This window comes from Mycobacterium sp. IDUB_24, assembly GCF_055419385.1.
This window is the reverse complement of record NZ_JBVAXO010000010.1, coordinates 97125-118875: the sequence shown is the minus strand read 5'-3', so window position 1 is coordinate 118875 and position 21751 is coordinate 97125. Positions and strand designations below refer to the sequence as shown.

Sequence of the window (21751 nt, the reverse complement as noted above, 5' to 3'; positions counted from 1 at the left end):
TGCACTTGTAACCCGACCGTGTCCGGGGTTCATCGAGCGGAAACAAAACGTCCCTAGGTTATGGATCCAAGCTTGGATCCGAACATGAACGGCTTCCCACCAGAGGAGAACACATGATCGCGCCGACGGCACCCGGGATTCACATAGGGGGACTGACGAAGCAGTTCAAGGTGGGCCGGTCGGTAGTCACAGCGCTCGACGGAGTCGACATCCAGTCCGACGAAGGTGAGTTCGTGACGCTCCTGGGACCGTCCGGGTGCGGCAAGAGCACCGTGTTGCGGATCCTCGCCGGACTTGAGGCGCAGAACGCGGGCACCGCCCTGGTCCACGGCGAGACCCCACAGGACATGCGCAGGCACCACCATCTCGGCATCGCATTCCAGGATTCGGCCCTGCTGCCATGGCGGTCGGTCAGGTCCAACATCCGGTTGCCGATCGAGGTGTCCAAGCAGTCCGTGTCCGACGAGTTCGTCCAGGAACTCATCGATCTGGTGGGGTTGACCGGCTTCGAGACTGCACGGCCCGCCCAGCTGTCAGGCGGTATGCGTCAGCGGGTCTCCATCGCGCGGGCCCTCGTCGTAAAGCCCCGGGTGCTACTGCTCGACGAGCCGTTCGGCGCCCTGGACGACATGACCCGCCAGAGCCTCAATGTCGAGCTGCTCCGGATCTGGACCGAACGGCCCGCGACCACCCTGATGGTCACGCACGGCATTGCCGAGGCGGTGTTCCTGTCCGACACGGTCGTGGTCATGAGCGCCCGGCCGGGCCGGGTGGTGAAGTCGGTCCAGATCGACCTGCCCCGGCCTCGACTCCCGGAGATGATGCGCACCAGCGAGTTTCACGAATATGTCGACCTGCTGTCCTCCATCCTGTTCGGCTCGCGTTCTGACGAGGCCGAGGTACGGGTACCGGTGGGCCGATGAACCACAACCGCCTTGCCGGTCTGGCCGGCTCCCTGATCGTGCTGTCACTATGGCAACTCGTCGGCATGACGGGCATTCTCGGGCCCGGCATCGTGGCGCCGACCGAGATCCTGGCCGGGGTGATGTCGGACGGCGCTGCCTTCTACGGCATCCACATACCCGTCACTCTGGCTTCGGCGTCCGTCGGATACTTCTGGGGCAACCTTGCCGCGATCGGCTGCGCAGCCCTGGTCACCACCGTGCCGGCGCTGGAGAAGTTGGTGCTGCAGGCGGGGATTGCGTCGGCGTGCATCCCTCTGATCGCGATCGCCCCCATCCTGGCTGCCTGTTTCGACGGCATGGTCACCTCGGCCATCATGGCGGGCGTCTCCGTCTTCTTCACCACCCTGGTGGGAACGATCAACGGCCTGCGCCACGCGGATCCGCTCAGCAAGGACCTGGTGCGAGCCTACGGCGGCGGCAGATATCTGGTATTGCGCAAGGTCGAACTGCTCTCGGCGCTGCCCAGCATCCTGACTGCGCTGAAAGTCGCTGTCCCGGCGGCGATTCTGGGTGCGATCATCGGTGAGTTCATGGGGCAGGAGCGTGGCCTCGGCGCCGCACTCGTGGTCGCGCAGTCTTCCAGCGATGTGGTGCGGACCTGGGGCATCACCCTGGTGTCGAGTCTCATCGCAGGCCTCGCCTTCGTTTTGGTCAACGCCGTCGAGAAGGTTGCCACGCCGTGGGCCGCCGGGATGGCAGGAGGACGAGCATGACAACTCTGCAGACACCGACGGCCCGCAGTGCCGCACGTACGCTGCTGACGTCGGGCGGTGCGGTGCTCGCAATCCTCGTGGTGTGGACCGTGTTCATCGCTCTGGCCGATGTGAGCTCATATGTGGCCAAGTCGCCGGCCGACGTCTGGCACTATCTGTTCGTCGACGGTGATGCTGCGGCTCACCGAGCCGGTATAGCGACGAATCTCGCGAGGACAGCTGTCGACGCCGCGTACGGATTCGTCCTCGGACTGCTTCTGGCGGCGGGGGTTTCGCTGCTGTTCTACTTCTCCAGGACGGTCGAGAGCATGTTCCTGCCGACCGTGACGGCACTGCATGCGATCCCGATGGTGACCATCGCTCCGATCCTCGTGCTGATCTTCGACCGCGGAGTGCTCGGAACGGCTGTCATCGGCGCCGCCATCGTCGTGGTACCCGCGTTGCTCACCATGCTGCACGGGATACGCAGCACACCGCGTACCGACGTCGAGATGATCGTGGCCTACGGCGGTTCGACCTGGTCGGCATTTCGGAAGGTTGCCCTGCCCCATGCGATTCCCACCTGGTTCGCAGCTGCGCGCGTCGCGGTGACCACTTCCGTCGTCGGAGCGTTGCTGGCGGAATGGCTGGCCACCGGCGAGGGACTGGGCGGTCAGATGCTGCGCGATGCCAACGAATTCGAGTTCGCCCGGCTGTGGGCATCGGTGGTCGTACTCACTGTCGCCTGCGTCGTCGTCTACCAGATCGTCAGCGTCATCGAGGCCGCTGTCACCGCCCGCATGAGTGCTCCTCGCTGAGTACACCACCACTCAACCCGAACGGACACATCTGATGAACAAACATCTCGGCCGGCGTCAGTTCCTCACCAGAGGCCTCGCATTCGGTGGCCTCGCGCTGGCCGCACCGGCCGCGCTGTCGGCCTGCGTCTCAGGCGAATCAAGTGGAGCTGCCGACGGATTCGGCGTGGCCTCCCAGCGGCTGTCCTGGATCAAGAACACCCAGTTCGCCGGAAGCTTCATCGCCGACAAGAAGGGCTACTACACCGACGCCGGCTTCAGCGGCGCTGACCTGGTCTCGGGCGGGCCGACCGCGCCACCGATCGAATCGGATGTGTTGTCGCGCACCTTCGCGGGGGTGTCGCAGGTGCCGATCGTGGGATCGGCTGTCGCCAAGGGCGCACCGTTGAAGATCGTCGGAGCGGTCTACAACCGATATGCGGGCTGCATCATGTCGATGGCGGACAAGCCGATCAAGACTCCGGAGGATCTGTACGGCAAGACAATCGGATGTGCGTCGTCGAGCGAACCCGTCTGGCGCAACTTCATGTCCGCCCTGAAACTGGACTCCTCACGAATCAACACGGTCCCCGTCCAGGGAGACCCCATCGGTATGACCGCCGGCCAGATCGACGGCTACCTCGGTTTCATCAACAGCCAGGTTGTCGACCTCCGGCACAAGGGGTTCGACATCAACACCATGCTCCTGGCCGACGTCGGATTTCCGCTCGTGGGGCAGACCTACATCACTACGCAGGAGAACATCGACAAGAATCGGGACAAGCTCAAGGCGTTCCTGCACGCCGAGATTCGCGGCTGGCGCGAGGTGCTCGACAACCCGAAGATGGCGACGGATCTCACGGTCAACGAGTACGGCAAAGACCTGCATCTGAACCCCGAGGCCACCTACGACTGCTGCCTGGCCGGCAACGAACTGATCCGCAATGGCAAGCCTTCCCAACAGATCGTGGCGATCTCCGACGAAACCGCGGCCGCGAACATCAAGGCCATTGCTGCCGGCGGGCTGAACCTGTCCGTCGACGACCTGTTCGACCTCGGCCCCATTCACGAAGTCTACGAACAGAACCCGGATCTGACGCTGACGTAGGCGCAGCTCGACGGATCGAATGACCGCACGAAACAGAAAGGTCTGACATGACCGCTCCACTCACCCCGGATCTCGTCGTAACCGGAGGAACCGTGGTGTCCCACGACGGCCGCCGCCGCCAGGACATCGCTGTGGCAGACGGCAAAGTCATCGCCGTCGGCGATGACCTGGCGATGGAAGGGGTTCCGACGGTCGACGCGGCCGGGCTGCTGGTGCTTCCCGGCCTGGTCGACGTGCATGTGCACCTCCGCGAGCCTGGCATGACCGAGAAGGAAGACTTCGCCAGCGGCACGTCGGCGGCGGCCGCCGGCGGTGTGACCACCGTTGTCGACATGCCCAACACGAAACCACCGGTCGCCACAGCGGAGCGTTATCAGCAGAAGCTCGATCTGGTGAAGAACAAGGCATTCGTGGATTTCGGGCTCTACGGAATGCTCGATCACGACAATGCGGACGAGATCGCCGGTATGGCCGAGCTGGGCGCCATGGGGTTCAAGCTCTTCATGGGACAGACGACCGGCGACAACCGCTGCCCCAACGACGCCGCGATATTCCGTGGCCTGGAAGCCGCCGCCGACGCGGATCTGGTGGTCGGTGTCCACGCCGAGAACGACCACCTGCTGCGTATGTTCGGGGACCGGTTGAAGGCCGAGGGCAGGCGGGATCCCCGCGCCCACCTGGAGGGCAGGCCGGCGTTCGTCGAGGTCGAGGCGATCACCCGGATCATCACCATGGCCACCGAGGCCAAGACGAAGCTGCATATCCACCACCTGTCGACCGCCGCGGGACTGCAACGCGTCATGGACATGCGGGCTCAGGGTCACCGGGTCAGCATCGAAGCCCTGGTGTCCCATCTGTTCCTCGATGACCGTGCCTATGACACCTACGGAAACCTGATCAAGCTCAACCCGCCGATCCGCCCGGCGGCCGATGTCGCCGCGCTGTGGGCGGGCATCGACCGGGGTGATGTCGACGTGGTCGCAACCGACCACGCTCCGCACACCGTCACCGAGCAGGCCGAGACCGATGTGTGGAAGGCCTATGGCGGATTCATCGGCGTCGAGACGATGCTCCCGCTGATGCTGACCGCCGCCGCCAAGGGCCGGCTGACGGTGGAGGACATCGTGCGATTGTGTTCGTACGCCCCGGCACGCCGCTGGTCGATGGCCGACAAGGGCCGCATCGCACCGGGTTTCGATGCCGACCTCGTGCTCGTCGATTCCGGTGCCGAGGTGGTGCTGGACCAGGCCGGCCTGCACTCCAAGCACAATGTCACGCCCTATCACGGGTGGGAGCTCACCGGCAGTGTGGTGGCCACCTATCTGCGTGGTCAACTGGTCTACGAGAAAGGCGAGGTGATCGGTGCGCCCGCGGGCCGTCAGGTGAAGCCGGTACGGGAGGGGCTGCGATGACCGGGATGACTCTCCTGGAGGCCGACGGCGCAGCGACGATCCGCGCTGCCGTGGCGCAGTGCGTCGACGAGGTGCGGAGCGTCGCAACCGGATTGTCATCAGGATCGGGGGGGTCGGATCCGACCGTGATCGCGGGAATCGGCACCACCGCCGCGCATGCACTGAAGGGCAGGCTCCTGCACGATGCTCTGCTGGCCGAGAACGTCGACCTGGACGACACCGTTCACTTCGACAGTCCCGTTGAGCTACTGGGTGATTCGCGCTGGTCTCTGGCACTGGTGCTCAGCCCGTGGAAACAAGAGGTGGCTCCTGCGATACCGACTTTGACCACGTCGGCCGCGCAGACGGGCGTGGTCGACACCATCGTTCGCGGATCCGCAGGGGCGGTCGGAGTCAACACCAACAGCTGGGCTTCCCAGGCAGCCATGGAGACCCTGATGGGCGGCAGGACTCCGGAGTCGGTACTGGTGCTGGGTTCGGGCGGTTCGTCGAACTCGGTGGCGCTGGCCTGCCGTCGGGCGTGGCCGCTGGCCCGCCTGATCGGTTCGGCACGCAACGTCGAGGCGCTCGCGACCTGGGCGCGGCGATTCGGCGCCGAGCACTGCGGCCCGGCCGGGGTCGCCGAACTGCTGGGAGACGAGCCGCCGTCGCTGCTCGTCAACACCACGACCTGGGGGGAGACCGATGCCTCGGAGGACACGCCGTTCGCCTTCGACTTCGGCCGGCTGACCGCACCCGGCAACCAGTTCTTCGACCTGAACAACCGGGTGAGCGCATTGCAGACATCGGCGCTGCAAGCGGGTATGAACGTGATGTCGGGCACCTTCATGCAGCGCGCGACGAACGCGTGCCGCGCCGCACTGGCGAAGCGAGGATGAGATGAGTCCGTTGGACAGTACCCTCGCCGTTTCCACCACGGGTGAACCGCTGAGCGTGCGCGAGCGGGTGTACCGCTATCTGCGGCAGCAGATCACCACCGGTGAATACACCGGCGGTATCCGGCTGACCGAGGAGGAGATCGCCGAGGATCTCGGGGTCAGCCGGACGCCGATACGTGAAGCGCTGCAGCGCTTGACGAGTGAAGGACTCGTCGAGCGGGTGAGGCGCGGTCAGCTCGTGGTGGTCGAGGTCGACGCGGCCGCCCGCGCCGAGCTGCACGAGCTGCGGGTCGCGTTCGATCAGGTCGCGGCGAAGCTGATCACTGCCAAATGCGGTGAAGTGGACTGGGATTCGCTGTATGACGGGCTGAACCCACTTGCCGCCGCAATGCGCGAGTACGGCGTCGTGAGCCCGCAGTATGCGATGGCGCATCTGCAGTTCCACATGGCCATCAATCGCGCCGCATTCTGCCCGATCACGTCGTCGTTCTTGGAACGCCAGGCGTTTCTGTACCCGACCGACGACTACGTCCAGCAGCCGGGCCATGAGCCGATCTCCCAGCACCGCACCCTGCTCGACGACCTTGCCAGCGGCGACCTCGACCGCGCCGCCACCGCCATGCGCGTGCACGCGCTGCGCGGCCACGGCAACACCACGTTGAGCTGAACCTACTTTCCAGACGGAGTTTTCATGTCACACGAGACTGTCCTGATGTTTGTCAACGGCCAGGCCATGTCGGGCGGGCCGCTCAACGATGCCCTGGCCTCGGCCCGGTTCGTCGGTCCGGTGCGCACCGCGCCGGCCTACCGGTTCTTCTCCTTCGGCGATGTGTTTCCCGGGCTGGCACCGGTGCGCGATGGCGGCTGGTCGGTGCCCGGGGAGATCTACGAGATGACCTACGCAGAACTACGGGAGAATCTGTTGCCCCGGGAGCCCGCAGAGCTCGAACTTTCGGTGATCCAACTCGAAGACGGCCGCGGTGCATTGAGTATGGTGTGCCGATCGTTGCCGACCGACGATGATCAGGCGCGGGAGATCACCGCGCGTGGTGGGTGGCGACAGCACCTGGGCGAGCCCGCCGGGACGCGGTGATGCCGATCCTGCAGGCCGGGATCGACCCAGGGACCGCCGAGCACTATCTGTGGTGCAACAGCGAAACCATCAGTTGGGGAACGCTTCCCACCCCTGACACGGCACCGGTGCTCACCGTTGACAGCGGCCGGACCGTCACCTTCGACACCGTGTCGCAGGAAGGGTTGATGGAGGATCAGGGCCGTGACCCGGTCGCCTACTTCGGCCGGCACGGTGTCGAGAGCACCGACGTACTCACTGACGCCATCGATCTGGCAGCGTCGGACCTGCGCAAGCCGGTAGCGCCGAAGGCACCGCATATCGTGCTCGGGCCGGTTCACGTCCGCGGTGCACAGCCGGGCGATTGGCTACGCGTCGACTTCCTGGATCTGCGACCACGCGTCCCGTACGGTGTCGTCTCCAGCAGGCACCAGCGCGGTGCACTGCCGGATCGGCTGCCACGAGAAGCCGACGGCAGTATTCCCGCGGTGTTCAGCAAGTTCTGCAGGCTCGACGGGACCGGAACGCGTGCCGTGTTCGAATTCGCCAGTGGCCGAGCGACAATCGGATTCCGTCCGTTCATGGGTCTGTGTGGTGTGACCCCTGCCGGTCCGGAGCCGCTCAGCACCATCCCGCCGGGTCCATTCGGGGGCAACATGGATGTGCGGGACATCGTGGTCGGCAGCTCGCTGTACCTACCGGTGCAGGTGCCCGGTGCGGGGTTCTACCTCGGCGATCCTCACTTCGCGCAGGGCAACGGCGAGATCGCCCTGACCGCGCTGGAAGGGTCGTTACGGGCCACGGCACGCCTCACGGTGGTGACCTCGCTGACACCGGCCCGTGCGCCCATGCCGTTCGTCGACACCGATGATCACTGGATCATTCTCGGGATGAACGAAAGCCTCGACGAGGCGATGCGTCAGTGCGCTCAACTGTCGGTCGACTTCCTGTCGGCGCACACCGGGATGACGCCCAGCGAGGCATACCTCTATCTCAGTGCGGCCGGCGACTTTTCGGTCACCCAGGTGGTCGACATCGTCAAGGGTGTGCACTGCACGATCCGCAAATCCGACTTCTGTTAGGACTGTGATGGCCCAGGGTTCACCGGTGACCGCGCACGGACGAGCCGTGCCGGTATTGCACAACGCCACGCTGCCGGACGGCCGTGTCGTCGACGTGCACCTCGAACGAGAAAGGGTGCGCGATGTCGTCCCCGCCGCGGGGAGGGTGGCCGTCGGAGATGACCTCGACCTCAGCGGGCATCTGCTGCTGACCGCTCCTGCCGAGCCGCACGCGCACCTGGACAAGGCGCTGTCCTTCGACGAGATCCGGCCGCCGATGGGGGATCTCGGCGCAGCGATCGCCGCGTGGGAAAACCACACCCCGTCCCTGACCGTCGAGGGCATCGCCGAGCGTGCTCGCAGGGCGGCGCTGTTGTTGCTCGGCAACGGGACCACTGCGGTGCGGTCGCACGTCAACCTGTTGCGCGGTGATGACCCACTGCGGGGTATCCGCGCGCTGGTCGCGGTGCGCGAGGAACTCGCCGCCGTCATGGACATCCAGATCGTTGTCATGGCGCCGTACTTCGCCGACGACGCGGCCGTGCACGCAGCCCTGGATCTCGGCGCCGAATTCGTCGGCGGCCATCCGCACCAGACCCCGGATCCGAGCGGAAACCTGCAGCGGTTGTTGGCGATTGCGCGGGCCCGCAATGTCGGCGTCGACATGCATACCGACGAACAGCTCAACCCGATGATGCTGACGCTGGAAGAACTCGCCCATTCGGTACGGGACTGGCCGAAGTCGATGCCGGTGACGGCCGGGCATTGCGTCAGTCTGGGGATGGTGCAAGCCGACGTGCTCGATCGGGTGATCCGTGCGGTGAAACTCAGTGACGTCGGCATCGTCAGCCTCCCGATCACCAATCTGTACCTGCAAGGCTGGGCCGATCCGGTCGCCACGCCGCGCGGACTGACCGCCGTTCGGGCGTTGTTGGACGCCGGTGTGCGCGTTGCGGGCGGCGCGGACAACGTCCGCGACCCCTACAACCCGCTGGGCCGCAGCGACGCACTCGAGACCGCGATGCTGCTGGTGGCGGCGGGGCACTTGTCGGTCAGTGAGGCTTACCACGCTGTCAGTGCGGGGGCACGCGACATCATGGGTCTGCCGGTGGCGGGGGTGGCTGCCGGCCTGTCCGCGGAGCTGCTGGCCATCCGGGCATCGAGCTTGGAGGAGGCGGTGGCCGGCGCCCCGCAGGATCGAATGGTGCTGAGCCGGGGCCGCCTCGTGTCGATCAGTCGCACCAGCCGATCCTGTGCTGTGACGCACGTCGGCCGCTCAGCCGAAATGGACGCCCTGGGCCAGCGGTAGCTCCGAGGAGTAGTTGACGGTGTTGGTGGCCCGGCGCATGTACGCCTTCCACGCATCTGACCCGGACTCGCGGCCACCGCCGGTGTGCTTCTCGCCGCCGAACGCACCGCCGATCTCGGCTCCCGAGGTACCGATGTTGACGTTGGCGATGCCGCAGTCGGATCCGTCGGCCGCCATGAACCGCTCGGCCTCGCGCACGTCGGTGGTGAAGATCGCCGACGAAAGTCCCTGTGGTACTGCGTTGTTCAGGGCGATCGCATCGTCGATATCGTCGTAGGTCATGACGTAGAGGATCGGCGCGAAGGTCTCGGTGTGCACGATGTCGGTCTGTGCCGGCATCCGCACCACCGCGGGCGAGACGTAGAACGCGCCCTCGTCGCCGAGGTCATGACGCTCACCGCCGAAAACCTCGCCACCATCGGCGCGGGCCTGCTCCAGCGCCCCGACCATGTCCCGGTAGGCCCTGGTGTGGATGAGTGGGCCGACCAGGGTGCCGTCCACGCTCGGATCGCCCACGGGAAGGCTCCGGTAGGCCGAGACGATCCGGGACACCAGGTCATCGGCGACCGACGAGTGCACGATCAACCGGCGCAGCGTCGTGCAGCGTTGACCGGCGGTACCCGCGGCCGAGAACACGATGGCCCGCACCGCGAGGTCCGGATCGGCCGAGGGCGTCACGATCGCGGCGTTGTTGCCGCCCAGCTCAAGCAGCACCTTGCCGAACCGCGCTGCGACACGTGGTCCGACCTGCTGACCCATCCGCACCGACCCGGTCGCGCTGACCAGCGACACCCGTGCATCGTCGACCAGTTGTTCACCCAACTCGCGCCCGCCGAGGATGAGCCGGCTCACCGTCGGTGGTGCGCCCACGTCCGATGCGGCGCGCTCGATCAGGGCCTGACATGCGATCGCGGTCAGAGGAGTGAGCTCCGACGGTTTCCACACCACGGTGTCGCCGCAGACCAGAGCGATCGCGGTGTTCCACGACCACACCGCGACCGGAAAGTTGAACGCGGTGATCACGCCCACGACGCCCAGCGGGTGCCAGGTCTCCATCAGGCGGTGCCCGGGGCGTTCGGAAGCGATGGTGCGGCCGTACAACTGGCGCGACAGGCCGACTGCGAACTGGCAGATGTCGATCATCTCCTGCACCTCGCCCCGCGCCTCGGAGGTGATCTTGCCTGCCTCCACCGTCACCAGCGTCGCCAGATCGTCCTTGTGCTCGATGAGCAACTCACCAAGGCGTGCCACCAACGCGCCGCGGACCGGTGCCGGAGTGGTTCGCCACGTCGAGAAGGCTTGTGCGGCAGCGGTGATCGCGGCATCGGCCTGCTCACTACTGTCCTCGAAAAGGGTGAACAGCACGTCCCCGCTGATCGGTGTGCTGGCATGCAGGCCGGGGCCCGGAGTGCTCGGTTCGCCCAGTGCGATGTCCGAGCCGATGGCCGACAGGGCCAGCCGTACCCGCCTGCGCAGCTCCTCTGCGGTGGGGAGATCGGTCCGTTCGGTGGTGGTCATCGTGTGCCTTTCTGGGGTTGCCGAGGAGTTACAGTGCGGGCCATGGGTGAAGCCGACGAACACGTGCTGGACGACACCGACCGGATCCTGGTCCGCGCGCTCGCCGCCGACGGCAGGGCCACGCTGGCGCACCTTGCATCCGCGGCCGGGTTGTCGGTGTCGGCGGTGCAGGCGCGCGTGCGCCGCCTGGAGTCGCGCGGAGTGGTCACCGGATATGCGGCGCGGCTCAATCCCGAAGCGCTGGGCAACATGCTCTCCGCGTTCGTCGCCATCACTCCTCTCGACCCGTCCCAACCCGATGATGCGCCTGCCCGCTTGCAGGGCATCCCCGAAATAGAATCGTGCCACTCGGTGGCCGGTGAGGAGAGCTACGTCCTGCTGGTCCGGGTCGCCTCGGCCCGGGCCTTGGAGGACCTGCTCCAGCGGATCAGGACCGCGGCCAACGTCCGCACTCGAAGCACGATCATTTTGCAGACATTTTACAGTGGACGAGACTATGTTCCGTAACCGTTACGGTTGCAGTGGGATGTGGCCATAAAAATTCCGTTAAGATGGCGCCATGACCGCAGTGCTGACGTCCACGCCACGCGTAACTCCTGACCGGGTGCGGGCCGTCCTCGCGCGCAGCATCCTGACCGACGGCTTCGATTTCGTCCTCGACCTGGACCGTTCCCGTGGGTCGCATCTGGTGGATGCGCGCACCGGCGCCCGGTTCCTGGACATGTTCACCTTCTTCGCCTCATCCGCACTGGGGATGAACCATCCGGCGTTGGCCGACGACGGAGACTTCCGTGCCGAGCTGGCCCGGGTCGCGGTGAACAAGCCGAGCAATTCCGACATCTACAGCGTGCCGTTGGCCCGCTTCGTCGAGGCTTTCCGCCGGGTGCTCGGCGATCCGGACCTGCCGCATCTGTTCTTCGTCGACGGCGGGGCGTTGGCGGTCGAGAATGCACTCAAAGTGGCATTCGACTGGAAGAGCCGCCACAACGAGGCCCGCGGGATCGACCCCGACCTCGGTACCAAGGTGCTGCATCTGCGCGGAGCGTTCCATGGCCGCAGCGGATACACGATGTCGCTGACCAACACCGATCCCGTCAAGGTGGCCCGTTTCCCGAAGTTCGACTGGCCACGCATCGATGCGCCGTACCTGCGTCCGGGTGTGGACAGCGCTGCGCTCGAAGCTGATTCGCTACGTCAGGCAAGGGCCGCATTCGAGGCCAACCCGCACGACATCGCCTGCTTCATCGCCGAGCCGATCCAGGGCGAGGGTGGTGACCGGCACATGCGACCGCAGTTCTTCGCGGCGATGCGGGAACTGTGCGACGAGTTCGACGCCCTGCTGATCTTCGACGAAGTCCAGACCGGGTGCGGCATCACCGGAACTGCCTGGGCCTATCAGCAATTGGGGGTCGCCCCGGACGTGGTCGCATTTGGGAAGAAAACTCAGGTGTGTGGGTTGATGGCCGGCCGGCGAGTCGACGAGGTCGCCGACAACGTGTTCACCGTGAGCTCGCGGATCAACTCGACGTGGGGCGGCAACCTGGTGGACATGGTGCGTTCGCGTCGAATCCTCGAGGTCATCGAATCGGACGATTTGTTGCGCAACGCCGCTGTGACCGGTGACTATCTCCGCGATCAGTTACACAGGCTGGCAGCGGACTTCGCCGACACCGTACTCGACCCCCGTGGCCGTGGCCTGATGTGTGCCTTCAGTCTGCCCACGTCCGCCGCGCGCGACGAGCTGATCCGCCGGCTGTGGCACAGCCACGTCATCATGCTGCCGAGCGGCACCGACTCGGTGCGGTTCCGCCCGGCGCTGACCGTGACCCGCCAGGAGATCGACGCGTGCCTGGAAGCCGTTCGCGCGGCGCTGAGATCGCCGCTGGCGGGTTAGGGCCCGCTGTCCGCGGCCGGGTCCATCGCCGGTTCTGGAGCTGCCGCGCGGCGCAGAATCGATTTGAGTCTGGGCAGGTCGGCCCCGCCCACCAACTCGCAGCCGTGAAGCTGGGCGAGTTTCCGTGCGGCCGGCGTGAATTCGTTGTTGGTGACCACCATGGTCCTGGCGCAATCCTGCATCGGCGCTCCCGCGACCACCTCCTGCACGGCACCCGCGCCGACCGGCCGTGACAGTCGTTTGCACTGCACGGCAATACGGTGAGGCCGGTGTCCGACGATCAGATCCACGCCCCAGTCCCCGGTGAGCGGGGTCATGATCACCGGCAGCCCAGATTTCCGTGCCACGTGGGCCACGTGATCTTCGAACTCCAGCCCGGTCATCTCGGTCGCCGATTGCTCGCGAGCACCGGGGGTGCGGGTGCCGTGGAATGCGCCCAGCAGGAACCTCGGAGTGCCCGCCAGCGCCAGCGGCACCGCGCCGCCGATCGCCAGGCTCCAGGCCGTGTCGACCCCGGCCAGGTGACTTGCGACCGCGGCCGCCGCGCCGGCTGCGATGAAGAGTTTGATCCTGAGCCGTCTCACGAGGTCGAATGTAAATGTCACGTGTGACAAATACGGTGAGTCGCTGCCAGGTCGGCGCGATAGGCTCACTCGGTGACGAGTGATTCGGCAGCGTGGACCCCCGAGTCACCGATCGAGCACGCGCTCGCCGGGGGCGAGCCGCAGCGCGTCGGTTGGTTCCGGTTCTACTTCGCCGACGAGCGCTGGGAATGGTCGCCCCAGGTGGAGCGGATGCACGGCTACGAGCCGGGCACCGCGAATCCGACCACCGAACTGGTGCTCTCACACAAGCACCCCGACGACTACGGGCAGGTGGCCGCGACACTGCTGGAGATCCGGCGTACCTCGGGCGCGTTCAGCACCCGGCACCGGATCGTCGATGTCGCCGGCGATGTCCACCACGTCGTGGTGGTCGGCGATCAGATCTTCGACGACACCGGTGCGGTGATCGGAACGCACGGCTTCTACGTCGACGTCTCGCCGGCGCTGGCGCAGGCACAACAGCAGGCCGTCAGCGAAGTGGTGGCCGAGATCGCCGAGGCCCGCAGCGCGATCGAGCAGGCCAAAGGCATGCTGATGCTGATCTACCGGATCGATGAAGACGCGGCGTTCGAGCTGTTGAAATGGCGTTCACAGGAAACCAACACCAAGCTGCGCCTGCTGGCCGAGCAGCTGGCACAGGATTTCCTGAATCTCGATTACACCGAGACACTTCCGGACCGCGTGGTGTTCGACCGGTTACTGCTCACCGCTCACCGCCGGGTCAGCCCGGAGGTTTAGCACCTCCCGGTCCCGGGAAGACTTCCGTCGCTGATGTAAAGCGAGCGGGGAGTTGAGCGATGGCGACATGTGCTACCTGTGGGAATGACTACGACAAAGCCTTCACTGTGAGCTGGGACGGTCACACCGAGACGTTCGACAGCGTCGAGTGCGCGGCGGTTCGGGTCGCCCCTGAGTGCGCGCACTGCGGCTGCCGGATCCTGGGCCACGGGGTTGAGGCGGGCAAATCGGTGTACTGCTGCGCTCACTGCGCTAGAGAATCCGGACATTCTGAGCTTGTCGACCGTCAGCGCGCCGGCTGAGGGGAGTTGAGCGATGACGGCCCCGGCGCTGTCCGCACTGGCCCTCGTCTGCAGCCTCAAGCGTCGGCCGGCCGAGTCCAGCAGCGAACTGATCGCCGAGCAGGTCTGCGACAATCTCGGCGTACTCGGGGTCGGCACCGAGTCGCTGCGGTGTGCCGACTTCGTCATCGCACCCGGGGTCGAAACCGACATGGGCGGCGATGACCAGTGGCCCGAAATTCGGAAGAAAATTCTCGACGCCGACATCCTGCTGTTGTCGACCCCGGTGTGGCTCGGCCACCCGTCGAGCATCGCGCAGCGCGTCCTGGAGCGGCTCGACGCCGAACTGTCGAACACCGACGACGCCGGTCGTCCGGTGGTGGCGGGCAAGGTGGCGCTCGTGTCGGTTGTCGGAAACGAAGACGGTGCACACAAGACCGTGGCCGATCTCTTCCAGGCGCTAAACGACATCGGCTACACGATCCCGGCGCAGGGCTGTACGTATTGGAACGGCGAGGCCATGCACGGCACCGATTATCTGGATCTCGACGAAGTGCCCAGTCCCGTCGCCGATGCAACCGGCGCGGCGGCCCGCAACGCCGCGCACCTGGCCGGATTGCTCAAGGTGGGCCAGTACCCGCGCTACGAGTGAGAGGGAGAAACGATGAAAGGTCCTGACGACCCTGTCGACCACACCAGGACGACCCGGCCGCATGCCGGTGAGGCGATGAAGGACAACCGCAACATGCCTGCACTGGTCCTGATCGGCTTCGGTGTCGTGATGTTCGTCGCGTGTCTGTTCGGCTTCGCAACGGGCAACACCGGGGTAGGGGTGGTGCTGGCGATTCTGGCGGCGGTGGGTCTGCTGGCCGGCGGCCTGTGGCTCGCGATCGCGCACCTACGTGTGCGGCGCCTCGAAGAACGTTGGTACGCAGAACATCCCGATGTGATCAGGCAAGCGCCCAACAGCTGACGTCAAAACCGTCAAAATCGTCACAACACGAGAACGCGAGATGGCCCCGCCACCATTGGCGGGGCCATCTCTTCAATCAAGTTCGGACTAGGGCCGCTGGTTCGCCTGCTCACGCTTTTCGGCGGCCTTGGCACCTGCCCGAGCCGATTCGGCTTCGGCTTCCTTTTTGGCGGCATCCTGTTGGGCGTCGGCCTTGTCCTGCTGGGCTTTGCCCTCGCGCACGAGGTCCTCGCGGCCGGTGACGGTACCGACAGCTTCCTTGGCCTTGCCCTTGACGTCCTCGACGACGCCCTTGATGCCTTCTTCAGGTCCTGAGTTCTTCTCGGTCATGCTTTACCTTTCCGCTACTGGAGTGGATTGGTCATTCCACGCGGCTTCTCCACGCACCCCCTGGATTTCCCGGATGCGGCGGGGCTAAACGTGACGTTTGCAGACCGCTCGGTTGGGTATCGAATAGAGGTGATTTCCGGAAGCATCGCCGTTGGCGCTGAGAACGTTTACCGACCGCAGCAGGACTCATGGCTGCTGATTGATGCGCTCATGCGCGACGGTGCGGTGGCAGGCCGCCGGGTGGTGGATCTGTGCGCCGGGAGCGGAGTCGTCGCCGTGGCCGCCGCCGAGATGGGCGCCAGTAAGGTTACCGCGCTGGATATTTCGCCCAGCGCGGTGCACTGTACGCAGGCCAACGCGCTGGCCGCACAGGTGGACGTCGATGCCAGACTCGGCTCGTGGACCCAGGCGCTGGAACACGAACCGTTCGACATCGTGGTCTGCAACCCGCCCTACGTTCCGGTAGGGCCGGAGACCTCTGCCGAAGTGGTCGTGTCGACCGGTCCGATGGACTCCTGGAACGGTGGCCCGGACGGCCGGCTGGTACTCGACCCGCTGTGCCGCTCGGCCGCTGGGATCATGGCCGAGGGCGGGTCCTTGTTTCTGGTCCAATCCGAGTTCGCCGACGTCGCCGAGTCGGTGAGGCTGTTACGTGCGGGCGGCCTCGATGCGGACGTCTATGTCACCCAACGGATTCCGTTCGGCCCCGTGCTGCACCTACAAACTCCTTGGCTGCGCGATACCGGGCGTTTGACCGATGACAGGACAGAAGAGGACCTGGTCGTCATCCGGGCGGACAAGCCATGACCGAGCAGCGGGCAGTACGCGTGATCCAGGGCGGGCCGATCCTCGTCGAGGGGCCGGTGCGGATCGAACTGCCCGACGGGAGCACCGTCGAATCAGATCGGTTCATGGTGGCCATCTGTACCTGTCGCCGGTCCAAGACCTATCCGTTGTGTGACACCAGCCACCGCAAGGTCAAGCGGACGTCAAGCCAGCGGCCGACATAGCGAACTACGCTCCGCGAGCCAGCATTTCATCAGGTGATCGGCCAACCTGTCCTCCATGGCGGCAAAGGCCCGTATCCCGAACACCACGTCGGAGTCGAGCGCCGGTTCGCGCCGCACGAGGTCGCCCACCACGTCGTGCCGGACGACCTGCTCGTGTACCGCGTCGGCTTCGACGTGCTCGCGGTAGAACCGAACGCATGCCTCGGGCGCGTCCATTCGTTCCAGGGCTGCCACCATGCGCTGCGATCCAGGCGAGGACGTGATCTCGGTTGCCGCGAAATGGCCAGCGGCGGCGCCGCGCAACCGTCGGTGCAAGCCGAACATGGACATGAGATTGACCAACGCGAGGCTTTCAGCCGGTACCGCGTCCAGATAGCCGAGATAGCGGTCGTCCAGCTCGGCCTCGCGCATGAGGTCGGCGAAGAGGTTCTGATGAAGGCGATCGGACGACCCTGCCCCGTATTCGTCGTACTCGACGGCGACGAAGGAGGCTTTCGCCTGGCCGCAAAGGCGTGGGATCAGCCAGGCGTGCGGGTCACCCTCTTTGAGGTGGTACAACGACCGGTGCACGAAGTACTCGCGCATCTGGTCCCAGGTGCCCTCGCCGCTCAGGTGATGAGACGGACCCGTTCCGTCGACGGGTTCGACCGACAAGCGCGCCATCTCGCGTTCGGCGGTGTCGTCAGGATCGATTCCGCCGACCTCGCGCCGGACCGCCGCGAGAAATATTCGTTCGAACTGCGAGCGTAGGTGCAACAGGCCCGCGTTCCATTCCCAGTCCTGATCGACGCCGACGAAGCCTCGATAGTGCAGTTCGTAGCAGATGTACAGCGCGAGTTGCACATCCAGGCCCAGAGGATCGGAATCGCGCAGGGGGATCCACACCGGTTCGAGGTGGTTGTACGGTGCCCGATCGCCGAGCCGCTCGATCAGGGCGGCAGAGATCGGTCCCTTCGCGAGCGGAAGCCCTGGCTGTAAGAGGGGTGGAGGCGTCGTCATGGCGCAAGAGGTATGCCCGTCGGCGGCGTGGGGTAAACCCGTCTGTCGGTTTGTCCGGGTACCTGCCGGGGTATCCAACAAGCTGTTGGAGTCGAGGTGAGAAACATGGCCGGACCAGCGCACCTTTTCGAGCGGATCGGCGACGCCATCGAGCGTCAGCACCGGCAGGCCCTCAGCGAGTACGCGCTGACCGAATGGCTGTGGCAGCGCCACAGCGATGCGGTTACCGACTCGACAGGGCCGGCGAGCGCCGGGTATACCCAACACGCAGCGTGATGTGGTCGGATCCGACTCTGCCCACATCGTTCCAGGCTGCCAGGAAGGTCCCGCGATGGCGCCATGCGGCGATGGTCGCGATGAGCCAGGGCGCGTCGAGGCCGGTGCGCTCGTAACCCAGGTAGGACGAGCGGGTACGGGGACTGATCACCAGGCCGGTCAGTTCTGGACTGCCCGGATGATCCGCGCCGTCGTCGGCGATCCTGAGCCGGACATCGATGACGGTTCCGACCGGGTGGTGCCCGGCGTCCAGCACGCGGAGCCCGAGCAGGTTACTCAGCTGCATGACGCCCTCCCGGGATGCGGGCGACGATGTGGTCGCGCAGCCAACGCTCTACCCAGACGGTGTCCGACGGCAGTTCGGGAGCCGTCACCTGCACGGTCACGCCGATCGAAGCGACTTGTTTCCAAGGGATTTCGTGCAACAGCGTTCGCGGCGGGGCGCCACCGAGGATGCGGGTCATCACCACTTGCCCGGTAAGTATCGCGGTGACGCGCGGCGGCGGGCTGTCCGGTTCGATGTCCACATCGGCCTCGACGCCGTCGAGTTCCAGATCGTCGACGATGCCGACCGGGGCACCGTCATCATCGAGCAGCTGCCGATCCAACAGGTGCAGGCGCGCGTCGACAATGCTCATTGGCCCGCCCCCGTCACGATCATCAGCGGTATGGCAGCCAGCGATGCGGCCACGATGATCACCAGGTACACGGAACCGAACATGTTGAGCAGCCTTCCGTTCGTCTTGTCGCCCATGTACTCCGGATCGTTGGCCACGATGAGGATGGGCAGGTAGGTCAGCGGGAGTGCGATGGCCGAGAACACCACGGAATACTCGGTGACCATCACGGGGTCGACGCCGGTGAACAGGACGGCAGCACCCACGACGATGCTCACGAACATCACCACGTGGAAGCGCGACGCTTCGGCCGGACGACGAAACTTGCCCCACGGCCACCCGAAGAACTGCGCCAGGGTGTAGCCACTGGACAGCGTGGTCTCAAGGGCCGCACCGAATGTGGCAGCCACGATGCCCACGATCGCGAACGCCAGCGCCAGCTTGCCGCCGGCCTCCACGACAGGCATCACCACCTGAGACAGTGACGTCACCTCGATCTGCTTCGGTAACAGCACCAAGGTGGCACAGGCGGCGATGGACACCGATAGGATGCCGCCGAGCGGAAACCCGATGAGGACGTTGAGCCGTGACACTCCGAGATCTTTTGTCTTCCAATGCTCTTCAACGGCACCGGAGGAGAAGAAGAACACCTCGTACGGAGTCATCGCGGCCCCGAACAACGCGATCGCGTAGTACCAGTAGGTCGCCGAGGACTCGGACTCGGGAATCACCGGTTGCGTCGCCTGCTGGGCCAGCGCGCCCCAATGTGGTTGCAGGGCAAAGACGGCCACGGCGAAGACAATCAGGCACAGCCCGGCCAGACCGGCGGTGTTCTCCATCACCGAGAACTTGACCCGCCAGATCACCAGCCACACCGCGAAAGCCGCCACCGGTATCCACATCATCCGCCCGACGTCCGTCGCCAGTTGCAGCGCCAGGGCGACGCCGCCGATCTCGGCTGTCAAGGTCATCAGATTGATCAGGAACGAGGCCGTCAGGTTCGCCGCCGCGGTCCGCGGCCCCAATCGTTCCCGGATGATCTCGAAGGTGGCGCGCCCGCTCACCGCTGCTACCCGGCCCGCCATCTGGGCGAACAGGCAGATCCCGATCACGCCGACGAGCACCACCCAGACCAGTGCCAACCCGAAGCGGGAACCGACCACCGCATTCATCACCAGATCGCCGATGTCGAGGAACCCGCCGATCGCGGTCAGAATTCCCAGCGCTACCGCAAAAAACTTCTTCATCAGCGGTAGCCGTTTTCCAGAGCGGCGGCCGACGTCAGCAGTTGGCCGCGCAGCGCGGACAGCTCGGGCTCGGCGGCCACCTCGCGGACCCGGGCCGAGGCGGTGTTGAGTTGGCCGATCAACGTGGTCTGGGCTTCGGTGAGCATCCGCTGGCGGTCGAGGTCGACCGGATCGTCGGCCTTGAGATCGGCAATTCCCTTGTAAGCCTTGGCGATCTCGTCCCGGGCATCGGAGATCTGGACGCTGACCAGTTGCGGCGTGGACCGGTCACGCATCCGGAGGTCCAGTGCGTAGGCGCCGCTACGAGCCGCGGCCACCGTCTCTTCCATGCTCTGGGCGAGCTGGCCGGGCATGCCGTCGCGGTTGGCCGGGCACCGGGTCAGCAGCAGACCCAGCGAGACCACCAGAAGGGCGGCAAGCAGCGCCGCCCGTATTCGTCGCGGTTTGTCTTCGGCATCTCCTTCGTCGGCCACGGTGCGCTCCCTCACCCGGGCAGCGTTTCGCCGTCTTCGCGGTCGAACTCGTCGCGGCCGGCGTCCTCCGCGACCACCTCACGTTGTTCCTGCCAGTCGGGGTCGGTCGCCTCCAGGGGCGGACTGTCCAGGCCGGAGGCCGGGGCCTCGGCGTCGGGGACCACCTCGTTCTGCTCGCGTTGCTGCTCGAGCGCATCGGCAACCGGCACCTCGTCGGGCACGTCGTCGCGTGTCATGCGGCCGGAATACCCCGTCGCCGCTTGATCAAACGCTTCGCGTGCTCGATCGCGTCTGCCTGCTCACCTTTCGGATCAGCCGGGCTGTGCTGCTCTCCAAGATCCCCTGACGCCTATCGCTGTTGCGGATGCGGGCAGCGCGACGGGCGCCGGCCGCGATGGTCAGTCCGCCCCGGTATGCATCGACCACTCGAGGATCGACGTAGGCGCTGCGGGCGACCGCGGGAGTATTTCCGAGAGCCTCGGCGACCTCGCGCATCACCGCGGACTCGACGCGTTTGATCACCTTGCCGTCGACAGGAGGATCCGCGTCGACGAAGGCCTCGGCAGCCAGTACCGTGCCTTGCCACGTGCGTAGATCTTTCACGGTGTAGTCATCGCCGACCATCTCTTTGAATCGGGCGTTGAGATCTTCCGCATGCACCTCCGTCCATTCGGCCGAATTTCGAAATGCCAGCAAGCGATCGCCGTTGCTCCGGCTGCGCTGTAGGGACCGGACTGCCCGTACCACCGCTGGATCTTCGACCAGCAGCGTGCGGCGCACGCCGCTCTTCGCCGGATAATCGAACTCCACCGCATCGGACCGCAGCGTGATGTGTTCACGTAGCAGCGTCGCGACACCGAACGAGTTGTTCTCCTCGGCGTACTGGTCCCCACCGGCGCGGAAGTAACCGAGGTCCAGCAGTCGTAGCCCGAGCGCCAGCACGCGGTCGCGGGTCAACCCGCGTCGCCTCAGGTCCGTCGCGATGGCGTTGCGCCAATCGGCCAGGCCGGCCGAGAGTTCCAGCACCCGGTCGAACTTCTCCTCGCCGCGTTCCTGCTGCCATTGCGCGTGATACAGGTACTGGCGCCGTCCCGCGGCGTCGGTCCCGACGGCCTGGATGTGTCCGTTGGGGTAGGGACATATCCAGACTTTCTTCCATGCCGGTGGTATCACCAGGTCCTCGATGCGCTTCAGCGTTGCCGCGTCGGTGACCGCGGCGCCGTCGTCATCCCGGTAACCGAATCCCCGGCCGCGGCGTACCCGGTGAAGCCCCGGTCCGCCGACCACGCTGCGGCGCAGCCTCATCGCGCCCGCGCGCTTCGTTTTGCGACGACACGAGTGTGGGTACGCGAGGGGTATGTCATCTGACCGTGCATCGAGACCTCGGCTCACTGTGCTGCACGGACGGCGAATACCCCGCTGGGGATCCGGCCACACCAGCGGGCCGCGCGCTGTGGAACTCAGGGTGCCGGCCCGAGTCGAAGCGCTGGCAGTGC

General features: G+C 65.8%; 28 protein-coding genes. 18 read left to right on the top strand and 10 right to left on the bottom strand.

Translation table 11 applies throughout. The features are described from left to right. The first annotated feature begins 113 nt into the window (after nt 1-113). From ACZYZF_RS28910 to ACZYZF_RS28865, 10 genes are read left to right on the top strand one after another with little or no spacing between them, the layout of a single operon-like run. Nucleotides 114-923, top strand: a complete 810-nt coding sequence (locus ACZYZF_RS28910; protein ID WP_463744726.1) for an ABC transporter ATP-binding protein — start codon at nt 114-116, stop codon at nt 921-923. Beyond that, nucleotides 920-1678 (top strand): ABC transporter permease, encoded by a 759-nt coding sequence (locus ACZYZF_RS28905; protein ID WP_463744725.1) that lies wholly within the window; start codon nt 920-922, stop codon nt 1676-1678. The genes ACZYZF_RS28910 and ACZYZF_RS28905 overlap by 4 nt, the downstream gene beginning before the upstream one ends. After that, entirely contained in the window at nt 1675-2475 is an 801-nt protein-coding gene (locus tag ACZYZF_RS28900; protein WP_463744724.1) for an ABC transporter permease, read from the top strand. Before ACZYZF_RS28905 ends, ACZYZF_RS28900 begins: the two co-directional genes overlap by 4 nt. 34 nt (nt 2476-2509) lie before the next feature. Next, nucleotides 2510-3562, top strand: a complete 1053-nt coding sequence (locus ACZYZF_RS28895; RefSeq protein WP_463744723.1) for an ABC transporter substrate-binding protein — start codon at nt 2510-2512, stop codon at nt 3560-3562. Nucleotides 3563-3609: 47 nt separating this feature from the next. Then, complete coding sequence (gene allB / locus ACZYZF_RS28890) at nt 3610-4974, top strand: allantoinase AllB (RefSeq protein ID WP_463837521.1); 1365 nt, start codon at nt 3610-3612, stop codon at nt 4972-4974. Continuing rightward, nucleotides 4971-5852, top strand: coding sequence for a hypothetical protein (locus tag ACZYZF_RS28885; RefSeq protein WP_463744721.1), 882 nt, complete (start codon nt 4971-4973; stop codon nt 5850-5852). The genes allB and ACZYZF_RS28885 overlap by 4 nt, the downstream gene beginning before the upstream one ends. Nucleotides 5853-5862: 10 nt before the next feature. Continuing rightward, nucleotides 5863-6519, top strand: a complete 657-nt coding sequence (locus ACZYZF_RS28880) for a GntR family transcriptional regulator (protein WP_463837520.1) — start codon at nt 5863-5865, stop codon at nt 6517-6519. Nucleotides 6520-6543: 24 nt separating this feature from the next. Next, entirely contained in the window at nt 6544-6945 is a 402-nt protein-coding gene (locus ACZYZF_RS28875) for an allophanate hydrolase-related protein (RefSeq protein ID WP_463837518.1), read from the top strand. Then, nucleotides 6945-8006: an acetamidase/formamidase family protein gene (locus ACZYZF_RS28870; protein WP_463837517.1), complete on the top strand. Its 1062-nt coding sequence runs from the start codon at nt 6945-6947 to the stop codon at nt 8004-8006. Before ACZYZF_RS28875 ends, ACZYZF_RS28870 begins: the two co-directional genes overlap by 1 nt. Nucleotides 8007-8031: 25 nt before the next feature. Next, nucleotides 8032-9294, top strand: coding sequence for an amidohydrolase family protein (locus tag ACZYZF_RS28865; protein WP_463837516.1), 1263 nt, complete (start codon nt 8032-8034; stop codon nt 9292-9294). Here ACZYZF_RS28865 and amaB read toward each other — a convergent pair. Beyond that, on the bottom strand, nt 9262-10812 hold the full coding sequence (amaB, locus tag ACZYZF_RS28860) for an L-piperidine-6-carboxylate dehydrogenase (protein ID WP_463744716.1): 1551 nt from the start codon (nt 10810-10812) through the stop codon (nt 9262-9264). The genes ACZYZF_RS28865 and amaB overlap by 33 nt on opposite strands. A 42-nt stretch (nt 10813-10854) precedes the next feature. Between amaB and ACZYZF_RS28855 the strand changes: the two genes are divergently transcribed. Together ACZYZF_RS28855 and lat are read left to right on the top strand one after the other, a co-directional pair. Beyond that, nucleotides 10855-11319: an Lrp/AsnC family transcriptional regulator gene (locus ACZYZF_RS28855; protein WP_463744715.1), complete on the top strand. Its 465-nt coding sequence runs from the start codon at nt 10855-10857 to the stop codon at nt 11317-11319. Between the two features lie 52 nt (nt 11320-11371). After that, complete coding sequence (lat, locus tag ACZYZF_RS28850) at nt 11372-12706, top strand: L-lysine 6-transaminase (RefSeq protein ID WP_463837515.1); 1335 nt, start codon at nt 11372-11374, stop codon at nt 12704-12706. On the opposite strand, the gene ACZYZF_RS28845 is transcribed toward lat, so the two are convergent. Continuing rightward, nucleotides 12703-13290, bottom strand: a complete 588-nt coding sequence (locus ACZYZF_RS28845) for a restriction endonuclease (RefSeq protein ID WP_463744713.1) — start codon at nt 13288-13290, stop codon at nt 12703-12705. The two genes, lat and ACZYZF_RS28845, sit on opposite strands and share 4 nt — an antisense overlap. A gap of 72 nt (nt 13291-13362) precedes the next feature. On the opposite strand from ACZYZF_RS28845, the gene ACZYZF_RS28840 reads away from it, so the two are divergent. From ACZYZF_RS28840 to usfY, 4 genes are read left to right on the top strand one after another with little or no spacing between them, the layout of a single operon-like run. Next, the gene (locus tag ACZYZF_RS28840) at nt 13363-14049 is read left to right on the top strand and encodes a PAS and ANTAR domain-containing protein (RefSeq protein WP_463744712.1); all 687 of its coding nucleotides are present in this window, start codon (nt 13363-13365) and stop codon (nt 14047-14049) included. Between the two features lie 59 nt (nt 14050-14108). Then, nucleotides 14109-14351, top strand: coding sequence for a hypothetical protein (locus ACZYZF_RS28835; RefSeq protein ID WP_463744711.1), 243 nt, complete (start codon nt 14109-14111; stop codon nt 14349-14351). Between the two features lie 13 nt (nt 14352-14364). Beyond that, nucleotides 14365-14982, top strand: coding sequence for a flavodoxin family protein (locus tag ACZYZF_RS28830; protein ID WP_463837514.1), 618 nt, complete (start codon nt 14365-14367; stop codon nt 14980-14982). Nucleotides 14983-14994: 12 nt separating this feature from the next. Continuing rightward, nucleotides 14995-15303: a protein UsfY gene (gene usfY, locus ACZYZF_RS28825; RefSeq protein ID WP_463744709.1), complete on the top strand. Its 309-nt coding sequence runs from the start codon at nt 14995-14997 to the stop codon at nt 15301-15303. An 87-nt stretch (nt 15304-15390) separates the two neighbouring features. Here usfY and mbp1 read toward each other — a convergent pair whose 3' ends face one another. Further along, nucleotides 15391-15633, bottom strand: coding sequence for a microaggregate-binding protein 1 (gene mbp1 / locus ACZYZF_RS28820; protein WP_064928832.1), 243 nt, complete (start codon nt 15631-15633; stop codon nt 15391-15393). A gap of 129 nt (nt 15634-15762) precedes the next feature. Here mbp1 and ACZYZF_RS28815 point away from each other — a divergent pair, with 129 nt between their 5' ends. Both ACZYZF_RS28815 and ACZYZF_RS28810 read left to right on the top strand, forming a co-directional pair. After that, a complete protein-coding gene (locus ACZYZF_RS28815; RefSeq protein WP_463744708.1) occupies nt 15763-16440 on the top strand; it encodes a HemK2/MTQ2 family protein methyltransferase in 678 nt (225 codons plus the stop codon). After that, nucleotides 16437-16643, top strand: a complete 207-nt coding sequence (locus ACZYZF_RS28810) for a CDGSH iron-sulfur domain-containing protein (RefSeq protein ID WP_463744707.1) — start codon at nt 16437-16439, stop codon at nt 16641-16643. Before ACZYZF_RS28815 ends, ACZYZF_RS28810 begins: the two co-directional genes overlap by 4 nt. Here ACZYZF_RS28810 and ACZYZF_RS28805 read toward each other — a convergent pair. From ACZYZF_RS28805 to ACZYZF_RS28775, 7 genes are all read right to left on the bottom strand, one after another. Next, the gene (locus ACZYZF_RS28805) at nt 16623-17642 is read right to left on the bottom strand and encodes an iron-containing redox enzyme family protein (RefSeq protein ID WP_463745277.1); all 1020 of its coding nucleotides are present in this window, start codon (nt 17640-17642) and stop codon (nt 16623-16625) included. The two genes, ACZYZF_RS28810 and ACZYZF_RS28805, sit on opposite strands and share 21 nt — an antisense overlap. Before the next feature lie 223 nt (nt 17643-17865). Beyond that, entirely contained in the window at nt 17866-18204 is a 339-nt protein-coding gene (locus ACZYZF_RS28800; protein ID WP_463744706.1) for a hypothetical protein, read from the bottom strand. Beyond that, a complete protein-coding gene (locus ACZYZF_RS28795) occupies nt 18191-18556 on the bottom strand; it encodes a PRC-barrel domain-containing protein (protein ID WP_463744705.1) in 366 nt (121 codons plus the stop codon). The genes ACZYZF_RS28800 and ACZYZF_RS28795 overlap by 14 nt, the downstream gene beginning before the upstream one ends. Then, nucleotides 18553-19782, bottom strand: coding sequence for an Nramp family divalent metal transporter (locus tag ACZYZF_RS28790; RefSeq protein WP_463744704.1), 1230 nt, complete (start codon nt 19780-19782; stop codon nt 18553-18555). The genes ACZYZF_RS28795 and ACZYZF_RS28790 overlap by 4 nt, the downstream gene beginning before the upstream one ends. After that, nucleotides 19782-20255: a hypothetical protein gene (locus ACZYZF_RS28785; protein ID WP_463744703.1), complete on the bottom strand. Its 474-nt coding sequence runs from the start codon at nt 20253-20255 to the stop codon at nt 19782-19784. The genes ACZYZF_RS28790 and ACZYZF_RS28785 overlap by 1 nt, the downstream gene beginning before the upstream one ends. Nucleotides 20256-20266: 11 nt before the next feature. Beyond that, nucleotides 20267-20491 carry a hypothetical protein gene (locus tag ACZYZF_RS28780; protein ID WP_463744702.1) on the bottom strand — a complete coding sequence of 75 codons (225 nt, stop codon included), beginning with the start codon at nt 20489-20491 and terminating at the stop codon, nt 20267-20269. A 28-nt stretch (nt 20492-20519) separates the two neighbouring features. Further along, nucleotides 20520-21560, bottom strand: a complete 1041-nt coding sequence (locus ACZYZF_RS28775) for a DNA topoisomerase IB (RefSeq protein ID WP_463837513.1) — start codon at nt 21558-21560, stop codon at nt 20520-20522. Between the last annotated feature and the right edge of the window lie 191 nt (nt 21561-21751).

Excerpts from the sequence above, each read along its gene's own strand:
- ACZYZF_RS28910 (WP_463744726.1), top strand. The coding sequence starts at position 114 with ATGATCGCGCCGACGGCACCCGGGATTCACATAGGGGGACTGACGAAG.
- ACZYZF_RS28905 (WP_463744725.1), top strand. The coding sequence starts at position 920 with ATGAACCACAACCGCCTTGCCGGTCTGGCCGGCTCCCTGATCGTGCTG.
- ACZYZF_RS28900 (WP_463744724.1), top strand. The coding sequence starts at position 1,675 with ATGACAACTCTGCAGACACCGACGGCCCGCAGTGCCGCACGTACGCTG.
- ACZYZF_RS28895 (WP_463744723.1), top strand. The coding sequence starts at position 2,510 with ATGAACAAACATCTCGGCCGGCGTCAGTTCCTCACCAGAGGCCTCGCA.
- allB (WP_463837521.1), top strand. The coding sequence starts at position 3,610 with ATGACCGCTCCACTCACCCCGGATCTCGTCGTAACCGGAGGAACCGTG.
- ACZYZF_RS28885 (WP_463744721.1), top strand. The coding sequence starts at position 4,971 with ATGACCGGGATGACTCTCCTGGAGGCCGACGGCGCAGCGACGATCCGC.
- ACZYZF_RS28875 (WP_463837518.1), top strand. The coding sequence starts at position 6,544 with ATGTCACACGAGACTGTCCTGATGTTTGTCAACGGCCAGGCCATGTCG.
- ACZYZF_RS28870 (WP_463837517.1), top strand. The coding sequence starts at position 6,945 with ATGCCGATCCTGCAGGCCGGGATCGACCCAGGGACCGCCGAGCACTAT.
- amaB (WP_463744716.1), bottom strand. The coding sequence starts at position 10,812 with ATGACCACCACCGAACGGACCGATCTCCCCACCGCAGAGGAGCTGCGC.
- ACZYZF_RS28855 (WP_463744715.1), top strand. The coding sequence starts at position 10,855 with ATGGGTGAAGCCGACGAACACGTGCTGGACGACACCGACCGGATCCTG.
- lat (WP_463837515.1), top strand. The coding sequence starts at position 11,372 with ATGACCGCAGTGCTGACGTCCACGCCACGCGTAACTCCTGACCGGGTG.
- ACZYZF_RS28835 (WP_463744711.1), top strand. The coding sequence starts at position 14,109 with ATGGCGACATGTGCTACCTGTGGGAATGACTACGACAAAGCCTTCACT.
- ACZYZF_RS28830 (WP_463837514.1), top strand. The coding sequence starts at position 14,365 with ATGACGGCCCCGGCGCTGTCCGCACTGGCCCTCGTCTGCAGCCTCAAG.
- usfY (WP_463744709.1), top strand. The coding sequence starts at position 14,995 with ATGAAAGGTCCTGACGACCCTGTCGACCACACCAGGACGACCCGGCCG.
- mbp1 (WP_064928832.1), bottom strand. The coding sequence starts at position 15,633 with ATGACCGAGAAGAACTCAGGACCTGAAGAAGGCATCAAGGGCGTCGTC.
- ACZYZF_RS28810 (WP_463744707.1), top strand. The coding sequence starts at position 16,437 with ATGACCGAGCAGCGGGCAGTACGCGTGATCCAGGGCGGGCCGATCCTC.
- ACZYZF_RS28805 (WP_463745277.1), bottom strand. The coding sequence starts at position 17,642 with ATGACGACGCCTCCACCCCTCTTACAGCCAGGGCTTCCGCTCGCGAAG.
- ACZYZF_RS28800 (WP_463744706.1), bottom strand. The coding sequence starts at position 18,204 with ATGCAGCTGAGTAACCTGCTCGGGCTCCGCGTGCTGGACGCCGGGCAC.
- ACZYZF_RS28795 (WP_463744705.1), bottom strand. The coding sequence starts at position 18,556 with ATGAGCATTGTCGACGCGCGCCTGCACCTGTTGGATCGGCAGCTGCTC.
- ACZYZF_RS28790 (WP_463744704.1), bottom strand. The coding sequence starts at position 19,782 with ATGAAGAAGTTTTTTGCGGTAGCGCTGGGAATTCTGACCGCGATCGGC.
- ACZYZF_RS28780 (WP_463744702.1), bottom strand. The coding sequence starts at position 20,491 with ATGACACGCGACGACGTGCCCGACGAGGTGCCGGTTGCCGATGCGCTC.
- ACZYZF_RS28775 (WP_463837513.1), bottom strand. The coding sequence starts at position 21,560 with ATGAGGCTGCGCCGCAGCGTGGTCGGCGGACCGGGGCTTCACCGGGTA.